The following is a 19,947-nucleotide window of genomic DNA, read 5'->3' as shown; positions in this document are numbered from 1 at the left end:
CAGACGGTGGGCGGCGCGCGAAGGTTCCGAGGTTGCGGCCCGGCCGCCCGTGCCTAGGATGCGGCATGGCCTCCTCCCGCCGCGCGCTCGCGCTTCTCGCCCTGCCGCTCCTCGCCGCGTCGCCCGCGCAGCAGACGCCCGCGCCTTCGCCGACGCCGTACGAGGCGGTCGACCCGTTCATCGGCACCGGCGGCGAGGGGCACACCTTCCCCGGCGCCGTCGCGCCGTTCGGCATGGTGCAACTGTCGCCCGATACCGATGCCGAGTGCCAAATCCGCGAATGCTACGCGCACGCCGCCGGCTACCGCTACGACGACCCGACGATCGCGGGCTTCTCGCATACCCATTTCTCGGGCGCGGGGCATTCCGACCTGGGTGATTTCCTGGTCATGCCGGTTTCGGGCGAGGCGGTGCCGCTCGAGCCCGGCGACGCCAGGGTTCCCGGCAGCGGCTATCGCTCGCGCTTCTCGCACGACGGCGAGGTCGCGCGACCCGGCTACTACGCCGTCACGCTGCGGGACGCGGGCGTGCGCGCCGAGATGACCGCCGGGACGCGCGTCGGTGTCCATCGCTACACGTTCGCCAGGGGCAAGGCGGCGCACCTCGTCCTCGACCTGCGCCGTTCGCTCTACAACTATCCCGGCAAGACGCTCTGGTCGTCGCTCCGCCTCCGCCCCGACGGCACCGTCACCGGCAGTCGCCGGACGCGCGGCTGGGCGCCCGACCGGCAGCTGTTCTTCGCCATGCGCTTTTCCGCGCCGCTGAAGGACCACGCCTTCGTCTCGACCGAGAAGGACGTCGCCTACAAGGGCTTCCAGGGCCCCGGCCGCGGCAGCGACGCGGTGGCGGAGCGGCAGGGACGCGCGCTGGTCGGCCGATTCGACTTCGGCCGGCTGGAGGGGCCGCTGGAGGTCCGTGTTGCCATCTCGTCGGTCGACGAGGCGGGTGCGATGACCAACCTGGATGCCGAGCCCGGCGGGTTCGACGCGGTCGCCGCCAGGACGCGCGTCGCCTGGGAGCAGGCGCTGGGCAGGCTCGACGTCGCCGCGCCCGCGCCGATGCGCCGGACCGTCTACACCGCGCTCTACCATTCGCTGCTCGCCCCGTCGGTGGCGGGCGACGCCGACGGACGTTTTCGCGGTCCGGACAACGCCGTCCACCGCGCGGCGGGCTTCACCTTCCGCTCGACCTTCTCGCTGTGGGACACGTTCCGCGCCGAGCATCCGCTGCTCACGCTCGTTCAGCCGGCGGCGACCACCAGCGACATCGTCCGCTCGCTGCTCGCCAGCCGCCGGGCCAGTCCGGACGGCATCCTTCCCGTCTGGCAGTTCCAGGGGCGGGAGACCTGGACGATGATCGGCTACCACGCCGTCCCCGTCATCGCCGACGCGTATCTGAAGGGCATCGGCGGCTTCGACGCGGACGAGGCGCTGGCCGCGATGGTCGCCAGCGCCACCTACGCACCCTATGGCGGTCTCGGCGACTATATGAAGCGCGGCTACGTGCCCATCGACCGCGAGCCCGAGGCGGCGTCAAAGACGGTCGAGTACGCCTATGACGACTGGATGATCGCGCGCATGGCCGAGAAGCTCGGCCGCCGCGACGTCGCCGCGACCTTCGACAAGCGCGCCGCCTATTGGCGCAACAGCTTCGATCCGAAGACCGGCTTCGTCCGCGCCCGCAAGAGCGACGGCGCCTTCCGCACGCCGTTCGATCCGACCGCGATCAACTACGGTTCCGACTACACCGAGGGTAACGCCTGGCAGTATAGCTGGTTCGTGCCGCAGGACCAGGCGGCGCTGTTCCGCGCGATGGGCGGGGACGGCAAGGCGATCGCCAAGCTGGACGCGATGTTCGACTATGACAATTCCCAGCTCGACTACAGCCATGCCGAGGACATCGCCGGGCTGATCGGCCAGTACATCCACGGCAACGAGCCGAGCCACCACGTCGCCTATCTCTACAACCATGCCGGCGCGCCGTGGCGGACGCAGGCTCGCCTGAAGCAGATCGTCGATACGCAGTACAAGCCGGCCCCCGACGGTTTGTCGGGCAACGACGATCTGGGCCAGATGTCCGCCTGGCTCGTCTTCACCGCGCTCGGCTTCTACCCGGTGACGCCCGGCAGCCTCGAATATGTGATCGGGCGGCCGTTCGTGGAGCGCGCCACCCTCGCGCTCCCTGGCGGCAAGCGCTTCACCGTCGTCGCCGACGGGCTGTCCGACGCGAACCCCTATGTCGGCCGGGTGACACTCAACGGCGAGCCGCTGGCGCGCAGCTATCTCCGCCATGACGAGATTACAGCCGGCGGCGAGCTCCGCTTCACCATGCGATCGCGGCCGAACCGCGCCTGGGGAAAAGCGGCAGCGGCTCGGCCGTATTCGATCTCGCGCCGCTGATCCCGCTTGTGCTAGCGGGCTGGTAACGAACGATACGGAGAGACTGATGGCCCCCGAATTCGACTTTGCCCTGGGCGAGTCGGCGGAGATGATCCGCGACGCGACGCGGCGCTTCGCGGCGGACAAGATCGCGCCGCTGGCGGCGAGGGTCGACGCCGACGACTGGTTCCCCCGCGACGAGCTGTGGCCGGCGATGGGCGAGCTCGGCCTGCACGGCATCACCGTGCCCGAGGAGGACGGCGGCCTCGGCCTCGGCTACCTCGAACACGTCATCGCCTGCGAGGAGGTGAGCCGCGCGTCGGCCTCGATCGGCCTCAGCTACGGCGCGCACTCGAACCTGTGCGTCAACCAGATCCGCCGCTGGGCCAATGACGAGCAGAAGGCCAAGTACCTGCCCAAGCTCATCTCGGGCGAGCACGTCGGCAGCCTCGCCATGTCGGAGGCGGGCGCCGGCTCCGACGTCGTGTCGATGAAGCTGCGCGCGGAGGCCGTCGACGGCGGGTACAAGCTCAACGGCACCAAATTCTGGATCACCAACGCCGCCTATGCCGACACGCTCGTCGTCTACGCCAAGACGGGCGAGGGATCGCGCGGCATCACCGCCTTCATCGTCGAGGCGGGCACGCCGGGATTCTCAATCGGCCAGAAGATCGACAAGGTCGGCATGCGCGGCTCGCCGACCGCCGAGCTGGTGTTCGACGACTGCTTCCTGCCCGACGCCCAAGTCATGGGGCCGCTGGGCGGTGGTGTCGGCGTGCTGATGTCGGGGCTCGACTATGAGCGCGCGGTGCTCGCGGGCATTCAGCTCGGCATCATGCAGGCATGCCTCGACGTGGTGATCCCCTACGTGCGCGAGCGCAAGCAGTTCGGCCAGGCGATCGGCAACTTCCAGCTGATCCAGGCCAAGGTCGCCGACATGTACGTCGCGCTTAATTCCGCGCGCGCCTACGTCTACGCGGTGGCGAAGAGCTGCGACGCGGGCAAGACGACCCGCTTCGACGCGGCGGGCGCGATCCTGCTGGCGAGCGAGAGTGCGGTGAAAGTCGCGGGCGAGGCGATCCAGGCGCTCGGCGGCGCGGGCTACACCAAGGACTGGCCGGTGGAGCGCTTCTGGCGCGACGCCAAGCTGCTCGACATCGGCGCCGGCACCAACGAGATCCGCCGCATGCTGATCGGCCGCGAACTGATCGGCCACAACCCCCCGGTGGCGCAATAGTGAGCGCGCCCGTCCTCGACACCAAGCTGTCGCCAGACGGCGACACCTTCCGCGCCAACGCCGCGCACAACGCCGCCCTCGTCGACCGCCTCCGCGCCGACGTCGCGCAGGCCGCGCTCGGCGGGTCGGAGAAGTCGCGCGAGCGCCACACCGCCCGCGGCAAGCTCCTCCCGCGCGAACGGGTCGAACGCCTCCTCGACCCCGGCAGCGACTTTCTCGAGATCGGCCAGCTCGCCGCGGGCGGCTTGTACGACAACGAGGTGCCCGGCGCCGGCCTCATTACCGGTATCGGCCGCGTCGCCGGGCGTCAGGTGATGATCGTCTGCAACGACGCGACGGTGAAGGGCGGCACCTACTATCCGCTCACCGTCAAGAAGCATCTGCGCGCGCAGGAGATCGCGGAAGCGAACCGGCTGCCGTGCGTCTACCTCGTCGATTCGGGCGGCGCCAACCTGCCGCACCAGGCCGAGGTCTTCCCCGACGCCATGCATTTCGGCCGCATCTTCTTCAACCAGGCGCAGATGTCGAGCCAGGGCATTCCGCAGATCGCCTGCGTGATGGGCAGCTGCACCGCCGGCGGCGCCTACGTGCCGGCAATGTCCGACGAGACGGTGATCGTCCGCGGGCAGGGCACCATCTTCCTCGCCGGCCCGCCGCTGGTGAAGGCGGCCACGGGCGAGGAGATCACGGCCGAGGAACTGGGCGGCGCGGAGACGCACGGCCGCCGCTCGGGCGTGGTCGATCACGTCGCCGAGAGTGACGAGCACGCGCTGACGATCGTCCGCGACATCGTCTCGACCCTGCCGCCGGAGCGAGGCGCCGACGTCAACCGCGCCGCGCCCAAACCGCCGAAACACGCGCCGGAACAACTCTACGGCGTGATCCCGCAGGACGTCCGCGCCCCCTACGACGTACACGAGGTGATCGCCCGGCTCGTCGACGGGTCCGAGTTCCACGAGTTCAAGTCGCTCTACGGCGCCAGCCTGGTCTGCGGCTTCGCGCACATCCACGGTCTGCCGGTGGCGATCCTCGCCAACAACGGAGTTCTCTTTTCCGAATCGGCGCAGAAGGGCGCGCACTTCATCGAGCTCGCCTGCCAGCGGAAAATCCCGCTGCTGTTCCTCCAGAACATCTCCGGCTTCATGGTCGGCGGCCGCTACGAGGCGGAGGGGATCGCCAAGCACGGCGCCAAGCTGGTGACCGCGGTCGCGACCGCGAGCGTGCCCAAGATCACGGTCCTGATCGGCGGCAGCTTCGGCGCGGGCAATTACGGCATGTGCGGCCGCGCCTATGCGCCCCGCTTCCTCTTCACCTGGCCCAACAGCCGGATCAGCGTGATGGGCGGCGAGCAGGCGGCGAGCGTGCTGGCGACCGTCCACCGCGACGCCGCGACCTGGACGCCGGAACAGGCCGAAGCCTTCAAGGCCCCCGTCCGCCAGAAATACGAGGACGAGGGCAATCCCTGGTACGCCACCGCGCGCCTGTGGGACGACGGCATCGTCGACCCGGCGCAGACCCGCGACGTGCTCGGCCTGGCGCTGGAAGCGTGTCTCAACGCGCCCATCCCCGAACCCCGCTTCGGCGTGTTCCGGATGTGATGCAGGAGCAACTACCATACCTCCCCGGAACGGGGAGGGGGACCGCCCGGCAAAGCCGGGTGGTGGAGGGGCAGCCACGCGCGCCAGCCCCATTGTTGAGAGCGCCCAGCGCAACCGTGCACCGCGCGCGCCGACTTCGTAAAGAGCTGTCCCCCGCGGAGCTCCGCCTCTGGCTCGCCCTCCGCGACCGCCCTGGCGACCTCAAGTTTCGCAAGCAGCACCCCGCCAGCTTCGTCGTGCTCGACTTCTACTGTGCGCCTGCGCGGCTCTGCATCGAAGTCGATGGCGAGGCACACGACCGCGGCGACCAACCCGCGTATGACGAGAAGCGCGACGCACTGCTGCGCTTGCACGGCATCGAGACGCTCCGCCTCCCCGCTGCCGATGTCTTCCGCGACCTAGACGCCGTCGTCACCCACATCGTCGCGACGGCTCGCGCGCGACTGCCCCTCCACCATCCGGCTACGCCGGACGGTCCCCCTCCCCGTTCCGGGGAGGAACAGGAACCCTCATGATCCAGTCCCTCCTCATCGCCAATCGTGGCGAGATCGCCTGTCGCATCATCCGCACCGCGCGCGGCCTCAGCATCCGTACCGTCGCGGTCTACTCCGACGCCGACGCAAGCGCGCTGCACGTCCGCCTCGCCGACCAGGCCGTCCCCATCGGCCCGTCGCCGGCGCGTGAGAGCTACCTGGTCGGCGAGCGGATCATCGCGATTGCACGGGAAACCGGCGCCGAGGCGATCCACCCCGGTTACGGCTTTCTGTCGGAGAACGCCGACTTCGCCGAGGCCGTGATCGCCGCCGGCCTCGTCTGGGTCGGCCCCGCGCCCGCGTCGATCCGCGCGATGGGGCTGAAGGATGCGGCCAAGGCGCGGATGATCGCCGCCGGCGTCCCCGTCACCCCCGGTTATCTCGGCGACGACCAGTCGCCCGAACGCCTCCAGCGCGAGGCCGACGCGATCGGCTACCCCGTCCTCATCAAGGCGGTCGCGGGCGGCGGCGGCAAGGGCATGCGCCGGGTCGAGCGCGCGGAGGATTTCGCCGACGCGCTCGGTTCGTGCCGCCGCGAGGCCGCGTCGTCGTTCGGCGACGACCGCGTGCTGATCGAGAAGTACATCCTCTCGCCCCGCCACATCGAGGTGCAGGTGTTCGGCGACACGCACGGCCAGGTCGTCCACCTGTTCGAGCGCGACTGCTCGCTCCAGCGCCGCCACCAGAAGGTGATCGAGGAGGCGCCCGCGCCCGGCATGGACGAGGGCACGCGGGCCGCGGTCTGCGCCGCCGCGGTGAAGGCCGCGCAGGCGGTCGACTATGTCGGCGCGGGCACGATCGAGTTCATCGCCGACGCCAGCGAGGGCCTCCGCGCCGACCGCATCTGGTTCATGGAAATGAACACCCGCCTTCAGGTCGAGCATCCCGTCACCGAGGCGATCACCGGCCAGGACTTGGTGGAGTGGCAGCTCCGCGTCGCCTCAGGCGAGCCGCTGCCGCTCCGCCAGGACCAGCTCGTGATCGACGGCTGGGCGATCGAGGCGCGGCTCTACGCCGAGGACCCGACCAAGGGCTTCCTCCCCTCGATCGGTCGTCTCGAGGCGTTCGACCTCGGAACCTCCGTCCGCATCGACACCGGCGTCCTCCAGGGCGGCGAGGTCACCCCCTTCTACGACCCGATGATCGCCAAGCTGATCGCCCATGGCGACACCCGCGAGAACGCGCGCGAGCAGCTCGCCGACGCGCTCGACGAGGCGATCGTCTGGCCCGTCCGCACCAACGCCGGTTTCCTGGTCGAGGCGCTCGACCACCCCGCGTTCGTGGCGGGCGAGGTCGACACCGGCCTGATCGCGCGCGAGGGCGACGCGCTGATGCCCCCCGCGCTGCCCAGCGACGAGGCGCTCGCCGATGCAGGCGCGGCGCTCGCCGGCTCGACCGGCGGCTTCCGCCTCAACGCAGCCCCGCGCACGGCCGCTCGCTTCCTCCTCGACGGCCAGCCGGTCGAGGTCGACCTGTCCGAAGCCGATAGTGACGTCGAGCAGGTCGAGGACGCGGTCCTCGTCGCCGAGGGCGGGCAGGTCTGGCGGATGACGCCGTGGCGCGTCGACGGCATGGGCGGCGGCGGCGCGGCGGACGGCGCGATCCTGTCGCCGATGCCCGGCCGCGTCCTCTCGGTCGAGGTCGCGGAGGGGCAGGCGGTGACCAAGGGCGACCGGCTGCTGGTGCTGGAGGCGATGAAGATGGAGCACGTGATGACCGCGCCGTTCGACGGCAACGTCGCCGACCTCGCCGCGGTTGCGGGCGGGCAGGTGGTCGAGGGCAAGGTTCTGGTGCGGATCGAGCAGGGTTAGGGAAAGCCGTCCATCTTTCCGCCCATCCTTCGTTCGTGTCGAGCGAAGGCGAGACACCCCGTGCGTCGCTCATGGCAAGGTCGCTCGACGTCGCTCGACACGAACGGTAATGGTTTACCCCAGCGCCTCGTCGAGCAGCCGCGCCAACCTCAGCCCACCCTTCACCACCTCGTCGCGCGCCAGCGGCACCAGCCGCGCGATCGTCGCCTCGTCATAGGCTCCGCGCGCGGGCACGTCGCCGCACGGATCGCGCCCGTACGCCGCCTCGTAGGCGACGCGCGCGTCGGCCCAGCTTTCCCGGCTCCAGTCGGTGACGGTGCCTGCCGCCAACCGTCGCCGCTCGGCCGCCGGGTAGCGCCGCACCAGCGGCGGCGGCGTCGAGATCGCGCGCTCGGCGAGGAGGCCGTCCCAGATGCTGTGCAGGTTGAGCCGCGGCGTCGAGTAGATGCCGTAATCCGCGTGCGCGTCGTTGCCGCCCTTGTCCGCCTTGTCGCCCGCGTGCAGCGGCTGGTGAAGGTCGCCGACGAAGTGGACCAGGAAGGCGAGTGCCATCACCCGGTCCTTCGGCGAGGCGCGGCGGTCGGCGAGGATCGCCTCCTGCCGGTCGATCTGCGCCGAGACGCAGTTGCCGTCCTTGCACGCGGGCTCCAGGTCGAAGCGGGTGCAGATGTTCACGTTCTGATAATGCCAGCTGTACGCGTAGCCGAAGCGCGACTTGCCGTCGGCATCCTTGAGCGGCTTGACGCAGTCGGGCCAGACGCTCGCCTCCTCGATCGTCCGCGCCGGGCACTCGGGGGTGCCCAGCCGGCCCTGTGCCTTCAGCACCCGCGCGATCGCGGCGCGGGTGGCGGGCCTGACATTGGCCAGGGCGATCGCCGCCACCGTCTGGTGGCCGTATTCCCAATAGGCCGAGGCGGGCTGCGCGAGCAGCGCCGCGGCGGCGAGCGCGCCGATGCGGGCGATCAGTGTCATTCCTCGTCTCCGTAGATCGCCACCACGCGCGCGCCTTCCGCCGACGCGGTCGCGCGGTACATGCCGGGGGTGGAGAAGCGCCACGCCGTCTCGCCCGATGGCGCGACCACGATCAGCCCGCCGGTGCCGCCGAGCGCGACGATCTCGCCGAGCACCGCGTCGGTCGCCGTGCCGATCGATTCGCCGAGCATCTTCACCCGCGCCGCGATCGTCCGGCCCGCGCCGACGCGGACGAAATACTCGCCGGCCCCCGTCGCCGAGACGGCACAGGCGTCGTCGGCCCAGGTGCCCGCGCCGATCAGCGGCGAATCGCCGATCCGCCCCCAGCGCTTGCCCGTCACGCCGCCGGTCGAGGTCGCCGCGGCGACGTGCCCGTTGGCGTCGCGCGCGACCGCACCGACCGTGCCGTACTTCATGTCGACGTCGAACGCGTCGTTCCCGCGCGCGAGCAGCTCCTCCAGTTGGCGGCGCCGCTCGGGCAGCTCGAACCAGCCCGCGTCCGCCGCCTCGACCCCGCGCGCCGCCGCGAACGCCTCGGCACCGGGGCCGGCGAGCATCACGTGGGTGCCCTCGTCCATCACCGCGCGGGCGAGCGCGATCGGGTGTCTGGGCGTCGTCACCTGCGCCACCGATCCGGCCTCGCGGGCGCGCCCGTCCATGATCGCGGCGTCGAGTTCGATCCGGCCCTCGCCCGACAGCGCGGCGCCGCGGCCGGCGTTGAAGTGGGGATCGTCCTCCAGCACCTCGATCGCCGCCTGCACCGCGTCCACCGCCGTGCCGCCCGCGGCGAGCACCGCGCTGCCCGCATCGAGCGCCCGGCCGAGCCCGGCCCGTGCGCCCGCATCGGCCTCGGCCGGGATGATGCCGCGTTCGAACCGTCCCGATCCGCCGTGGACGGTCAGCGTCCATGTCCTGTCGCTCATGTCCGCGCCCCTAGCCGCGGGCGTGCGCTGCCGCCAGCGACTTCCTGTTGTCACCACAAAGGAGTATGGGGGCGCCATGTCCATCCGGCCCTGGCGCGACATCGCGCGCCGCCCCTGCCGCCAGATCATGGTCGGCTCCGTTCCCGTCGGCGGCGATGCGCCCGTCACCGTGCAGACAATGACCAACACGCCTACCGACGACGTGCGCGCGACGGTCGACCAGATCCGCCGCTGCGAGGAAGCGGGGGCGGACATCGTTCGCGTCTCCTGCCCCGACGTGGCGTCGACGACCGCGTTAAAGCAGATCGTCCGCGCCGCCCGCGTGCCGATCGTCGCCGACATCCATTTCCACTACAAGCGCGCGCTGGAAGCGGCGGACGCGGGCGCGGCGTGCCTGCGCATCAACCCCGGCAACATCGGCTCGTCCGAGCGCGTGGCGGAGGTCGTCCGCGCCGCGAAGGCGAACGGCTGCGCGATCCGCATCGGCGTCAACGGCGGCAGCCTGGAGCGGCACCTGCTGGAGAAGTACGGCGAGCCGTGCCCCGACGCGCTGGTCGAATCGGCGCTCGACCATATCAAGCTGCTCCAGGACCACGACTTCCACGAGTACAAGGTGGCGGTGAAGGCATCCGACCTGTTCCTTGCGGTCGCCGCCTACCAGCAGCTCGCCGAGCAGGTCGACTGTCCGCTTCATCTCGGCATCACCGAGGCGGGCGGCTTCGTCGGCGGCACCGTCAAGTCGGCGATCGGCATCGGCAGCCTGCTGTGGTTCGGCATCGGCGACACGATCCGCGTGTCGCTGTCGGCCGAGCCCGAGGAGGAGGTCCGCGTCGGCTTCGAGATGCTGAAGGCGCTCGGCATCCGCAACCGCGGCGTCCGCGTGGTCAGCTGCCCCAGCTGCGCGCGCCAGGGCTTCGACGTGATCCGCACGGTGCAGACGCTGGAGGAGCGGTTGCAGCATATCCGCACGCCGATGTCGCTGTCGGTGCTCGGCTGCGTCGTCAACGGCCCCGGCGAAGCGCGCGAGACCGATATCGGCATCACCGGCGGCGGCAACGGCCGCCACATGGTCTACCTCTCCGGCGTCACCGACCACCACGTCCAGGACGAGGGCATGATCGACCACATCGTCCGCCTGGTCGAAGCCAAGGCGGCGGAGATCGAGGCAAAGGCGGAGCCGGAGGCTGTGGCGGCAGAGTAGGTCCCGTGTTATCCTTCGGTACCTGGAGGATCGTTCATGACTTATCATGCCAAGGTGATCGCGGGCGGCAAGGTCGTCATTCCCGCCGACCTACGCCGTGAGTTCGGCATCAAGGATGGCGACTCGCTCGTCTTCAAACGTGATGGTGATGGCGGCTTCACCATCCGGACGTTCGAGCAGGTCGTGCGCGACGCGCAACGATCCTTTCGTGCAGCAGTCGGCCCCGACTACAGCGTCGATCAGTTCCTGGCCGACCGCCGTATCGACTGGCCGGCGGAGTGACAGTGGTCATCGATGCGGCGGCGTTGCTCGCCGTGCTGTTGGACGAGCCTGGAGCAGAGATCGTCATCCCGCAGCTGCGTCGTAGCGTGATGTCGGCCGTCAATGTTTCGGAAAGCTGCTCACGAGGGCTGGAGCAAGGCGCTGACATCAGCAACATTCTGGGTGCGATCGCGAGTTTCGAGATCGACATCGCTTCCTTTGATCTGACTGCGGCTCGCGCGACGGCCGAGCTGCGCGCACCGACACGATCTTCGGGCATCTCGCTTGGCGATCGCGCCTGCCTCGTGCTCGGCCGCTCACGGTCGTTGCCGATCCTGACCGGCGATCGCCGGATGGCGACGGCGGGCGAGGCGCTGGGTTATGACATCCGCCTGATCCGTTGACCCGCCCGGTCACCCCCGCGCTCGCGTTCGGCGTGGCCGCGATCGGCATCGGGCTGTTCTCGGTCATGGACGCGTTCATGAAGTCGCTGGTGCTGGCGATCGGCGTCTACAACGCGCTGTTCTGGCGCACCGCGATCTCGACCGGGCTCGGCGCGCTGCTGTGGCGGCGGAGCGGCGGGGGGTGGCCGCGGGGACGGACGTTCCGACTCCATCTCGCGCGGGGCAGCGTCACCGCGGCGATGGCGCTGCTGTTCTTCTGGGGGCTGGCGCGGGTGCCGATGGCGCAGGCGATCACGCTCTCCTACATCGCGCCGCTGATCGCGCTGCTGCTCGGCGCGGTGTTGCTCGGCGAGCGGGTCGGCGGGCGCGTCGTGCTCGGCTCGTTCGCGGCGCTCGGCGGCGTGCTGGTCGTGCTGCTCGGCGACCGCGCGGATCTCGGCGGCGCGCGGATGGACGGCGCGGCCGCGATCCTCGCCTCGGCGCTGCTCTACGCGGTCAATCTCGTGCTGGCGCGGATGCAGGCGCAGGCGGCGGGACCGGGAGAGATCGCCTTTTTCCAGTCGGGCATCGTCACGCTGCTGCTCGCGCTTGCCGCGCCCTGGCTGGCGGTGCTGCCGGAGGCGGCGTTGTGGCCGCGGATCGTCGTCGCCGCGTGCCTCGCCACCGGGTCGCTCGCGCTTCTCGCCTGGGCCTACGCGCATGGCGACACCGGCTTCCTCGCGACCACGGAGTATACGTCGTTCCTCTACGCGGCGGTGCTCGGCTGGCTGGTCTTCGGTGAGCGGGTGACGATCTGGACGCTGGTCGGCGCCGCGATCATCGTCGTCGCGTGCCTTCTCGCCGCCAGGAAGCGCGACATCGCTGCCACGGCCGAGCTACAGGCGGCGCCATGATCCGCGCCGCCACGCCCGCCGACGTTCCCGTCATCCTCGCCCTCGTCCGCGAACTCGCCGCTTTCGAGCGCGAGCCCGATGCGGTGAAGGCGACGGAGCCGATGCTCGCCGCCGCGCTGTTCGGCGAGCGGCCCGCCGCCGAGGCGGTGATCGCGGAAGCGGACGGTGCGGCCGTCGGCTTCGCGCTGTTCTTTCACAATTTCTCGACTTGGACGGGACGGCGCGGGCTGTACCTGGAAGACCTCTACGTCACCCCGGCGGCACGAGGGCGGGGGATCGGCAAGGCGCTGCTCCGCCATCTCGCCGCGCTCGCGGTGGAGCGCGGCTGTGCCCGGTTCGAATGGTCGGTGCTCGACTGGAACGCCGATGCGATCGCCTTCTACCGCGCGATGGGCGCGGTCGGCATGGAAGACTGGACGGTGCAGCGGATCGACGGCGCCGCGCTGACGCGGCTGGCGGGACGATGAGCCGGCGTCCGCTCGCGAAGGCGGTTGCGGCATGCGGCGGCGAGGGAGCCCCGCCGCCGCCGAGGCATCACTCGCGGCCGGCGACGTCGTCCTGCTCGTGCGGCTCCTCGCCCTGCTTCTTGGCCTGCTCGTAGCGCTCGATCGCCTCCAGCGTGATGGTCCGCGCCTCGGCGGCGTCGCCCCATTTGCCGACGCGGACCCACTTCTTCTTCTCCAGATCCTTGTAGTGGGTGAAGAAGTGCTCGATCTGCTCGAAGACGATCTCCGGCACGTCGTCGCGGCCGCCGACGTTCGAATAGTAAGGGAACACGTCGTTCACCGGCACGCAGACCAGCTTCTCGTCGCCGCCGGCCTCGTCTTCCAGGTTCAGCACCGCGATCGGCCGGGCGCGGACGACGCAGCCGGGGATAAAGGGCGAACGCGCGATCACCAGCGCGTCGAGCGGGTCGCCGTCGGGCGACAAGGTGTGCGGCACGAAACCGTAATTCGCCGGATACCGCATCGGCGTGTGGAGGATGCGATCGACGAACAGCGCGCCGGACGCCTTGTCGAACTCGTACTTCACCGGCTCGCCGCCGGTCGGCACCTCGATGATGACGTTGAGGTCTTCCGGCGGGTTCTTGCCCGTCGGGATCAGGTCGATGCGCATGATGCTTCCCTAGTTGGTGTCAGCGGGCGGTCAGCAACCGGTCGAGCCCGGTGTCGCCCTGCCCCGTTTTCTGGAGGCGCGGATAGCGGGGGCCGTCGTGATAGTCGATCGCGATGTCGCGCAGCCGGTCGGCGTTCTTCACCAGCAGCCTGATCGGCTCCTTGGTGCCCTTCGCCGCGGCGATCGCCGCCTTCAGCCGGTCGCCCGAATAAGCCTCGCCGCCGACGCCGACGATCGTCGTGCCGACGTCGATCTTCGCCGCGAACGCCGGGCTGCCCCAGATCGACGAGGTCACCACGCCGTCCTTGTTGACGACCAGCCCGACCGAGTAGCTCGCGTCGGTGCCGCGGCTCTTCTCGGCCTTGGTGAAATAGCTCGTCGGCGTGTCGGTGTAGACCAGCTTATACCCGTTCATCGCGAAGCCGTTGATCGGCGCCGGCTTGCCCGTCTCGGTCAGCCGCTGGGTGAGGAAGCCAGCCCAGTCGTAGGGCACGATCGCGTTCAGCGTCTGCGCCACGTCGGCGAAGGTGTAGGTCACCTCGCCCCAGTCGCCGTCGCGGATGCCGAAGAACGCCTTCGCGAAATCGTCGATCGACTTGGTGCCGCCCGATTTCTGGCGCAGCATCGCGTCGACCTCCATCCACACCATCAGGCCCTGGTTGTAATAGTCCTCCGACCGCTGCCAGCTCGGCCAGCCCTTGGGGCGGCGGGCGGAGATGATCGGATCGTTGGTGGTGTCGATCAGCGGCCGCCACTGGCGCCCCTGCGACGTGTCGTACACCGCCAGGATCGCGGCATAGGCGTCGAGCGTGTCCTGCTTCGACACCAGTCCCGAGCGCGCCTGGAGGACGTAGCCCCAGAACTGCGTCTGCCCCTCGTACACCCAAAGCGAGTGGTCGCGCATCGGCATGCGATAATCGGGCGTCCACAGCTCCGCGCCGCGGCGGAACTTGCCGTCCCAGGAGTGGCTGAATTCGTGCGGCAGCAGGTTGCGCCGGGTAACCGAGTTTTCCCAATCGATGAAATAGCCAGGATCGACCCCGTTCTCCGACGAGCGGTGATGCTCCAGCCCGATCCCGCCGAGGTCGTCGGTGATCGACAGCAGGAACACGTAATGGTCGTAATGCTGCGCGCCGAAGGTCTTCACCGCCTGCTCGACCAGCCGCTGGTGCGCGGCGATCTGCTCCGGTGTCGCGGCCAATTCCTTGGGATCGTCGGCGAAGACGGCGAGGTCGACGCGCGAGGACAGCGGCCACGTCTTGCCGTAGCGGCCGGCGAGGATCGGCGAGTCGACCAGCACCTCGTAATTGGTCTGCTGATAGGCGTAGGTCGCGCCGCCCGCCCCCTGCGTCGCGCGCGCCGGCACCGCGCCCGCCGCGGTCCAGCCGGCGGGGAACTTGACGTTCATCTGGATCGGGATCTGCCGGGTGAAATAGCCCGCCGGATACAGGCTGACCGAGTTGGGCTGGAGCGAGATCATCCGGGGCGTGGCGACCACGCGACCCTGATCGGGCCTGGTCGCCGACAGGAACTGGAACTCGACGTCCAGCTGCTTGGCGCCCGCGGGCACGTCGACGTGGAAGGCGTAGACGTCCAGGGTGTCGCGCGTCCACGGCAGCACGCGGCCGTTCGCGCGAACGACGAGCCCCGCCACCTTCTCGATCTCGCCGCGCGGCGCGTGGGTGCCCGGCAGCCATTTGGGGAAGAGCAGCGCCACGTCGCCGGTCTTCGCGACGGGGATCGTCTCCTTGACCAGGAAGATCCCGCGCTCGGTATCCGTGGCGTCGACGTCGAGCTTGATGACGCCGGGATAGGGCCGGTCGACCGCCGGGGGGATGGTGTCGACGATCGGCACCGGCTGCGGCGCGGAGTTGCCGGCGGGCACCTGCGCCACGACGGCGGAAGAGGCGAGGAGCGAACTGACGAGAAGCAGGCGGCGCATGGACGTCCTTCGGCTAGGAAAGGGCGGGGTGTAGCGAGACGAAACGACAGCCGTCCAGTCCTTTGGCTGGTCGGCGCCACGTCCTTCCGCTCACCCACCGCCGATGACGTTGACGGTGAAGGCGAGCACGCCGAGGTTGAACACGAAGGCCGCGAGGCTGTGGCCCAGTACCACGCGGCGGAGTCCGCGCGCGGTGATCGTCACGTCGGAGGTCTGGAAGGTCATGCCGAGCGTCAGGCTGAAATACAGGAAGTCCCAGTAATCGGGCGTGCGGCAGCCGGGAAAGTCGAGCCCGCCCGCATCCTTTCCCTCGCCGTCCGCCAGGTAGAAGACGTGCGCGTAGTGGAGCGCCCAGACGGTGTTGGAGAACAGCCAGGCGAGCACCAGCGTCGCCACCACCAGCGCCAGCGACCAGGCGTCGTGGCGCCCCTGCAGCTCGCCCGCCACCGCGACCAGGATGACCAGCGTCGTCGTCGCGGTGAAGCCGAGCAGCGTCGCCCGGTAGGCGTCGTTGTCGCGCGCCGCGGCGCGCATCCGTGCCGCGTCGCCGTGGCCGAACAGCGTCGACACCGCCACGAGGAAGACGAGCGCGGCGACGTCGAACGCCGCCATGATCCCGCGTTCGCGACCGAGCAGCGCGATCAGCACCGGCAGGCCGGCGGCGAGCACCGCCACGAACAGCACGAAGCGCGGCGGCGCGACCTTGCTTCCCAATCCCCACCAGCGTCGCTCGTCCATGTGGCGGGGTGCTAGCGCGGCGGCGTCGGCTCGCCTAGATGTCCGCCCGAAATGGCCCGTATCCAGACCCCCCATCGCGTGCGCGGCACGCAGGACATCTTCGGCGACGAGCAGCGCCGCTTCGCGTACGTCCTCGCCACGTTCGAGCGGGTGCGGGCGCTCTACTGCTTCCAGCGGGTCGACATCCCGGTGTTCGAGGCGACCGAGGTGTTCGCCCGCTCGATCGGTGAGACCACCGACGTGGTGTCGAAGGAGATGTACACGTTCCCCGATCGCGGCGGCGACAGCCTGACGCTGCGGCCGGAGTTCACCGCCGGCCTGGCGCGCGCGTTCCTAACCGAGGGGTGGCAGCAATATGCGCCGCTGAAGCTCGCCACTTCCGGCCCGGTGTTCCGTTACGAGCGGCCGCAGAAGGGGCGGTATCGCCAGTTCCACCAGATCGACGCCGAGGTGATCGGCGCGCCCGAGCCCGCCGCTGATGTCGAGCTGCTGGTGCTGGCGGACCAGTTGCTGCGCGAATTGGGGATCGAGGGGGTCACCTTGCAGCTCAACACGCTGGGCGATCAGGCGACGCGCGACGCGTGGCGGCAGGCGCTGGTCGACCATTTCGATGGCTTTCGCGGCGAGCTGTCGGAGGACAGCCTGAACCGGTTGGCGAAAAACCCGCTGCGCATTCTCGATTCGAAGGACCCGCGCGACCGCCCGGCGGCGGACTCGGCACCCGATATTGACGCGTTCCTGACGCCGGAGGCGCGGGCGTTCTTCGACGCGGTAACCGCCGGGCTCGACGCGGCGGGCGTGGCGTGGACGCGCAACCCGCGGCTGGTCCGCGGACTGGATTACTACCGCCACACCGCGTTCGAGTTCGTCACCGACCGGCTCGGCGCGCAGGGGACCGTGCTGGCCGGTGGGCGGTACGACGGGCTGATCGAGAGCCTGGGCGGGCCGGCGACAGCGGGCGTCGGCTGGGCGGCGGGGGTCGAGCGGCTGGCGATGCTGAGCGCCGAGCCGCCAGTGGCGACGCCGCTCATCGCGATCGTGGCCGAGGACGCCGAGTTCGACGCCCAGGTCCGGGCACACGTTGTTGCCCTTCGACGCGCGCATATCGCGGCGGAGGCGTTCGTGACCGGTAATCCCAAGAAGCGGTATGATCGGGCAATGAAGATGCGTCCGGGCGCGATCATGTCGTTCAGCCGGCGTGGTGGGGAGCCGACGACGACGTTCCGCAACCTCAATTGGCCCCCCGAGCGGGAGAACGAGATGCGCCGTGCCCTAGCGGCGTTCGATTTCTCATGACCCCCATCTCCCCCGACCGCATCCGCGCGATCGAGGCGCGGCGTGACGAGCTGTCCGCGTTGATGGCGACCGGTGACCTGCCCGGCGACCGGTTCGTCGCGGTGTCGAAGGAATATGCCGAGCTGGAACCCGTCGCCGCCGCCGCGAGTGAGGTCCGCCGCTTGCGCCAGGAGGCCGAGAGCCTCGCCTTCATGGCCGAGGACGGCGACGAGGAACTGCGCGCGATGGCGGCCGAGGAGCTGCACGCCAACAAGGCCGCGCTCGACGCCGCGCACCACCGGCTGGCGCTCGCCCTGCTGCCGCGCGACGCCGCCGACGAGCGCGCGGCGATGCTGGAGATCCGCGCCGGCACCGGCGGTGACGAGGCGGCGCTGTTCGCGGGCGACCTGTTCCGCATGTACCAGCGGTTCGCCGAAGGGCAGGGCTGGCGGGTCGAGCTGATCTCCTCCTCCTCGTCGGACGCGGGCGGGTTCAAGGAGGTGGTCGCCTCCGTCACGGGCCAGGGCGTGTTTGCCAAGTTGAAGTTCGAGAGCGGCGTCCACCGCGTGCAGCGCGTGCCCGCGACCGAGGCGGGCGGCCGCATCCACACCTCCGCCGCCACCGTCGCGGTGCTGCCCGAGGCGGAGGAGGTCGACGTCAAGATCGACGAGGCACGTGACCTGCGGATCGACGTGTACCGCTCGTCGGGGCCGGGGGGGCAGTCGGTCAACACCACGGATTCGGCGGTGCGCATCACCCATCTGCCGACCGGCCTGGTCGTCATCCAGCAGGACGAGAAGTCGCAGCACAAGAACAAGGCCAAGGCGCTGAAGGTGCTGCGGACCCGCCTCTACGAGGCCGAACGCGAGCGGCTCGCCTCCGAACGGTCGGGCACGCGCAAGGCGATGGTCGGCTCGGGCGACCGGTCCGAGCGCATCCGGACGTACAACTTCCCGCAGGGACGGGTAACCGATCACCGGATCAACCTGACGCTCCACCGCCTGCCGGAAATATTGGAGGGCGAGATGGGCGAGCTGACCGGCGCGTTGATCGCCGAGGACGAGGCGGAGCGGCTGGCGAGCCTGGAAGGTTGATCGAGGCGGACGATCTTTACGACCGTCATGCCGGGCTCGTCCCGGCAACCAGGATCACGAACGCAGCGGTGCTTGGTTCTGGATGCCGGGACGAGCCCGGCATGACGCTATTGGTGGGCCGCTGATGCCTGCCACGGACCCTGGCTACGAGATGATCGCCGTCCACCACGCCCTGTCGGTTGCCGCAGCCCGGTTCGCCTTTTCCGCCACGCCGCGGCTCGACGCCGAACTCTTGCTCGCCCACGCGCTCGGGATCGAGCGGCAGGCGCTGTTGCTCGATCCCGAGCGCTGGACCATCCCTGCCACCTTCGCCGCGCTGGTCGAGCGCCGTGCCCGCCACGAACCGGTCGCCTACATCACCGGCACGCGGGGGTTCTGGACGCTCGACCTCCAGGTCGGGCCCGGCGCCTTGGTGCCGCGCGCGGACAGCGAGACGCTGGTCGAGGCCGCGCTCGCCCATTTCGCCGATCGCCACCCCGCGACGCTGCTCGACCTCGGCACCGGCCCGGGTACCTTGCTGCTCGCTTTGCTCGCGGAATGGCCGGAAACGAGAGGACTGGGTGTCGACCGATCGGCCGAGGCGCTCGGCTGGGCGACGGCCAACGCGGCGCCGTTCGGTTCTCGCGCCGTCTTCGTCCGGGGCAACTGGGCTACCGCGCTCGCCGGCCGTTTCGACTGCATCGTTGCCAATCCGCCCTACATCGCCACCGACGAGGCGCTGCCGCGGGAGGTGTCGGCGCACGAGCCGCCCTCCGCCCTCTATGCCGGCGGCGACGGGTTGGCGGATTATCGCCGGCTGATCCCCGACCTGCGTCGCCTGCTCGCGCCCGGCGGCGCGGTGCTGCTGGAGATCGGCTGGACGCAGGGACGGGCGGTCGGCGCCTTGCTCGCCGAACAGGGCTTCGCCGTGGCCGAGCACCGCGACCTCGGCGGACGGCCGCGTGTCCTGCTGGCGACTTGACGAGCGGCGCGCGCGCGTCATATTTCGCTTGTCGGGCTGCCTTGCCGGTCGCTATGACGATGGCCGGGGCCTGGCATCCGGCGAGCAGCCGGGCGGCCACCCACACCCACAGTCACGACATCGCTGCGATCCGGCGGTTCTGGCAAACGGCGCGAGACGTCGCGCGGGGTGTACCCGGGAGCCCATGTGCGTTTGGCTAAAGGACGAACAGCTTGATCAACAATCGGCAGGCCGGACGGCGTCGCGGTCGCAACAACAATGGTGGCGGCGGCAACGGGCCGCGCCAGGGTGGCCAGGGACGCGGCGACAACGGCAACCGGATCGACAGCCGCTCGCGCGGCAACGCCAGCCAGCTGCTGGAGAAGTACAAGAATCTCGCGTCCGACGCGCAGCGCCAGGGCGACCGCGTCAACACCGAATACTATCTCCAGTTCGCCGATCATTATTTCCGCGTGCTCGCCGACCAGCGCGGCCGCTTCGAGGAGCAGCAGCCGCGTCGTCAGCAGCAGGACTTCGACGATGCCGGCGACGAGGATTACGGCGACGAGGGCGAGCCGATCCATGCCGGCGAGCAGCAGGGCGACCAGCGCGTCGAGCGGCAGGAGCGCGG

Annotated in this window: 19 protein-coding genes (1 of these 19 only partly in view); 14 read left to right on the top strand and 5 right to left on the bottom strand. The window is 70.1% G+C overall.

Annotated features, from left to right (window positions below; genetic code table 11):
* The first annotated feature begins 65 nt into the window (after positions 1-65).
* From BM145_RS04550 to BM145_RS04530, 5 genes are all read left to right on the top strand, one after another.
* On the top strand, positions 66-2,399 hold the full coding sequence (locus tag BM145_RS04550; RefSeq protein ID WP_093331882.1) for a GH92 family glycosyl hydrolase: 2,334 nt from the start codon (positions 66-68) through the stop codon (positions 2,397-2,399).
* A 46-nt stretch (positions 2,400-2,445) separates the two neighbouring features.
* Positions 2,446-3,615, top strand: coding sequence for an acyl-CoA dehydrogenase family protein (locus tag BM145_RS04545; RefSeq protein WP_093331880.1), 1,170 nt, complete (start codon positions 2,446-2,448; stop codon positions 3,613-3,615).
* Positions 3,615-5,213, top strand: coding sequence for a carboxyl transferase domain-containing protein (locus tag BM145_RS04540; protein WP_093331877.1), 1,599 nt, complete (start codon positions 3,615-3,617; stop codon positions 5,211-5,213). Before BM145_RS04545 ends, BM145_RS04540 begins: the two co-directional genes overlap by 1 nt.
* 116 nt (positions 5,214-5,329) lie before the next feature.
* Positions 5,330-5,728, top strand: coding sequence for an endonuclease domain-containing protein (locus tag BM145_RS04535; protein WP_245739070.1), 399 nt, complete (start codon positions 5,330-5,332; stop codon positions 5,726-5,728).
* Positions 5,725-7,557 (top strand): acetyl/propionyl/methylcrotonyl-CoA carboxylase subunit alpha, encoded by a 1,833-nt coding sequence (locus tag BM145_RS04530; RefSeq protein WP_093331872.1) that lies wholly within the window; start codon positions 5,725-5,727, stop codon positions 7,555-7,557. The genes BM145_RS04535 and BM145_RS04530 overlap by 4 nt, the downstream gene beginning before the upstream one ends.
* Positions 7,558-7,671: 114 nt before the next feature.
* On the opposite strand, the gene BM145_RS04525 is transcribed toward BM145_RS04530, so the two are convergent.
* Positions 7,672-8,529, bottom strand: coding sequence for a S1/P1 nuclease (locus BM145_RS04525; protein WP_093331870.1), 858 nt, complete (start codon positions 8,527-8,529; stop codon positions 7,672-7,674).
* Positions 8,526-9,452 carry an isoaspartyl peptidase/L-asparaginase family protein gene (locus tag BM145_RS04520; RefSeq protein ID WP_093331867.1) on the bottom strand — a complete coding sequence of 309 codons (927 nt, stop codon included), beginning with the start codon at positions 9,450-9,452 and terminating at the stop codon, positions 8,526-8,528. The genes BM145_RS04525 and BM145_RS04520 overlap by 4 nt, the downstream gene beginning before the upstream one ends.
* Before the next feature lie 76 nt (positions 9,453-9,528).
* On the opposite strand from BM145_RS04520, the gene ispG reads away from it, so the two are divergent.
* The 5 genes from ispG to BM145_RS04495 are packed head-to-tail and all read left to right on the top strand — an operon-like array spanning position 9,529 to position 12,678.
* The gene (gene ispG / locus BM145_RS04515) at positions 9,529-10,653 is read left to right on the top strand and encodes a flavodoxin-dependent (E)-4-hydroxy-3-methylbut-2-enyl-diphosphate synthase (protein WP_093331864.1); all 1,125 of its coding nucleotides are present in this window, start codon (positions 9,529-9,531) and stop codon (positions 10,651-10,653) included.
* Between the two features lie 36 nt (positions 10,654-10,689).
* Positions 10,690-10,935 carry an AbrB/MazE/SpoVT family DNA-binding domain-containing protein gene (locus BM145_RS04510; protein WP_093331862.1) on the top strand — a complete coding sequence of 82 codons (246 nt, stop codon included), beginning with the start codon at positions 10,690-10,692 and terminating at the stop codon, positions 10,933-10,935.
* A gap of 2 nt (positions 10,936-10,937) precedes the next feature.
* On the top strand, positions 10,938-11,318 hold the full coding sequence (locus tag BM145_RS04505; protein ID WP_093331859.1) for a PIN domain-containing protein: 381 nt from the start codon (positions 10,938-10,940) through the stop codon (positions 11,316-11,318).
* On the top strand, positions 11,315-12,211 hold the full coding sequence (locus BM145_RS04500) for a DMT family transporter (protein ID WP_093331857.1): 897 nt from the start codon (positions 11,315-11,317) through the stop codon (positions 12,209-12,211). Before BM145_RS04505 ends, BM145_RS04500 begins: the two co-directional genes overlap by 4 nt.
* Entirely contained in the window at positions 12,208-12,678 is a 471-nt protein-coding gene (locus tag BM145_RS04495; RefSeq protein ID WP_093331854.1) for a GNAT family N-acetyltransferase, read from the top strand. Before BM145_RS04500 ends, BM145_RS04495 begins: the two co-directional genes overlap by 4 nt.
* Before the next feature lie 67 nt (positions 12,679-12,745).
* Here BM145_RS04495 and ppa read toward each other — a convergent pair whose 3' ends face one another.
* The 3 genes from ppa to BM145_RS04480 form a co-directional block, all read right to left on the bottom strand.
* Positions 12,746-13,327: an inorganic diphosphatase gene (gene ppa / locus BM145_RS04490; protein ID WP_093331851.1), complete on the bottom strand. Its 582-nt coding sequence runs from the start codon at positions 13,325-13,327 to the stop codon at positions 12,746-12,748.
* Between the two features lie 19 nt (positions 13,328-13,346).
* Positions 13,347-15,269, bottom strand: coding sequence for a M61 family metallopeptidase (locus BM145_RS04485; RefSeq protein ID WP_093331849.1), 1,923 nt, complete (start codon positions 15,267-15,269; stop codon positions 13,347-13,349).
* Between the two features lie 90 nt (positions 15,270-15,359).
* Positions 15,360-16,007, bottom strand: coding sequence for a DUF1345 domain-containing protein (locus tag BM145_RS04480; protein ID WP_093331846.1), 648 nt, complete (start codon positions 16,005-16,007; stop codon positions 15,360-15,362).
* A 51-nt stretch (positions 16,008-16,058) separates the two neighbouring features.
* On the opposite strand from BM145_RS04480, the gene hisS reads away from it, so the two are divergent.
* The 4 genes from hisS to BM145_RS04460 all read left to right on the top strand — a co-directional run.
* Positions 16,059-17,303, top strand: coding sequence for a histidine--tRNA ligase (gene hisS / locus BM145_RS04475; protein WP_093331844.1), 1,245 nt, complete (start codon positions 16,059-16,061; stop codon positions 17,301-17,303).
* Positions 17,300-18,376, top strand: coding sequence for a peptide chain release factor 1 (prfA, locus tag BM145_RS04470; RefSeq protein WP_093331840.1), 1,077 nt, complete (start codon positions 17,300-17,302; stop codon positions 18,374-18,376). The genes hisS and prfA overlap by 4 nt, the downstream gene beginning before the upstream one ends.
* Positions 18,377-18,500: 124 nt before the next feature.
* Positions 18,501-19,337: a peptide chain release factor N(5)-glutamine methyltransferase gene (gene prmC, locus BM145_RS04465; protein ID WP_245739069.1), complete on the top strand. Its 837-nt coding sequence runs from the start codon at positions 18,501-18,503 to the stop codon at positions 19,335-19,337.
* Between the two features lie 212 nt (positions 19,338-19,549).
* Positions 19,550-19,947 carry the 5' portion of a DUF4167 domain-containing protein gene (locus BM145_RS04460; RefSeq protein ID WP_093331837.1) on the top strand. 508 nt of this gene lie beyond the right edge of the window, so 398 of the gene's 906 nt are visible here — the first part of the coding sequence; the start codon lies at positions 19,550-19,552; its stop codon lies off the right edge, out of view.

The sequence above is a fragment of the Sphingomonas rubra genome (assembly GCF_900115745.1).
Lineage (GTDB): Bacteria > Pseudomonadota > Alphaproteobacteria > Sphingomonadales > Sphingomonadaceae > Sphingomonas > Sphingomonas rubra.
The sequence above is the reverse complement of the archived record's forward strand: the minus strand, read 5'-3'. Positions and strand labels throughout refer to the sequence as shown.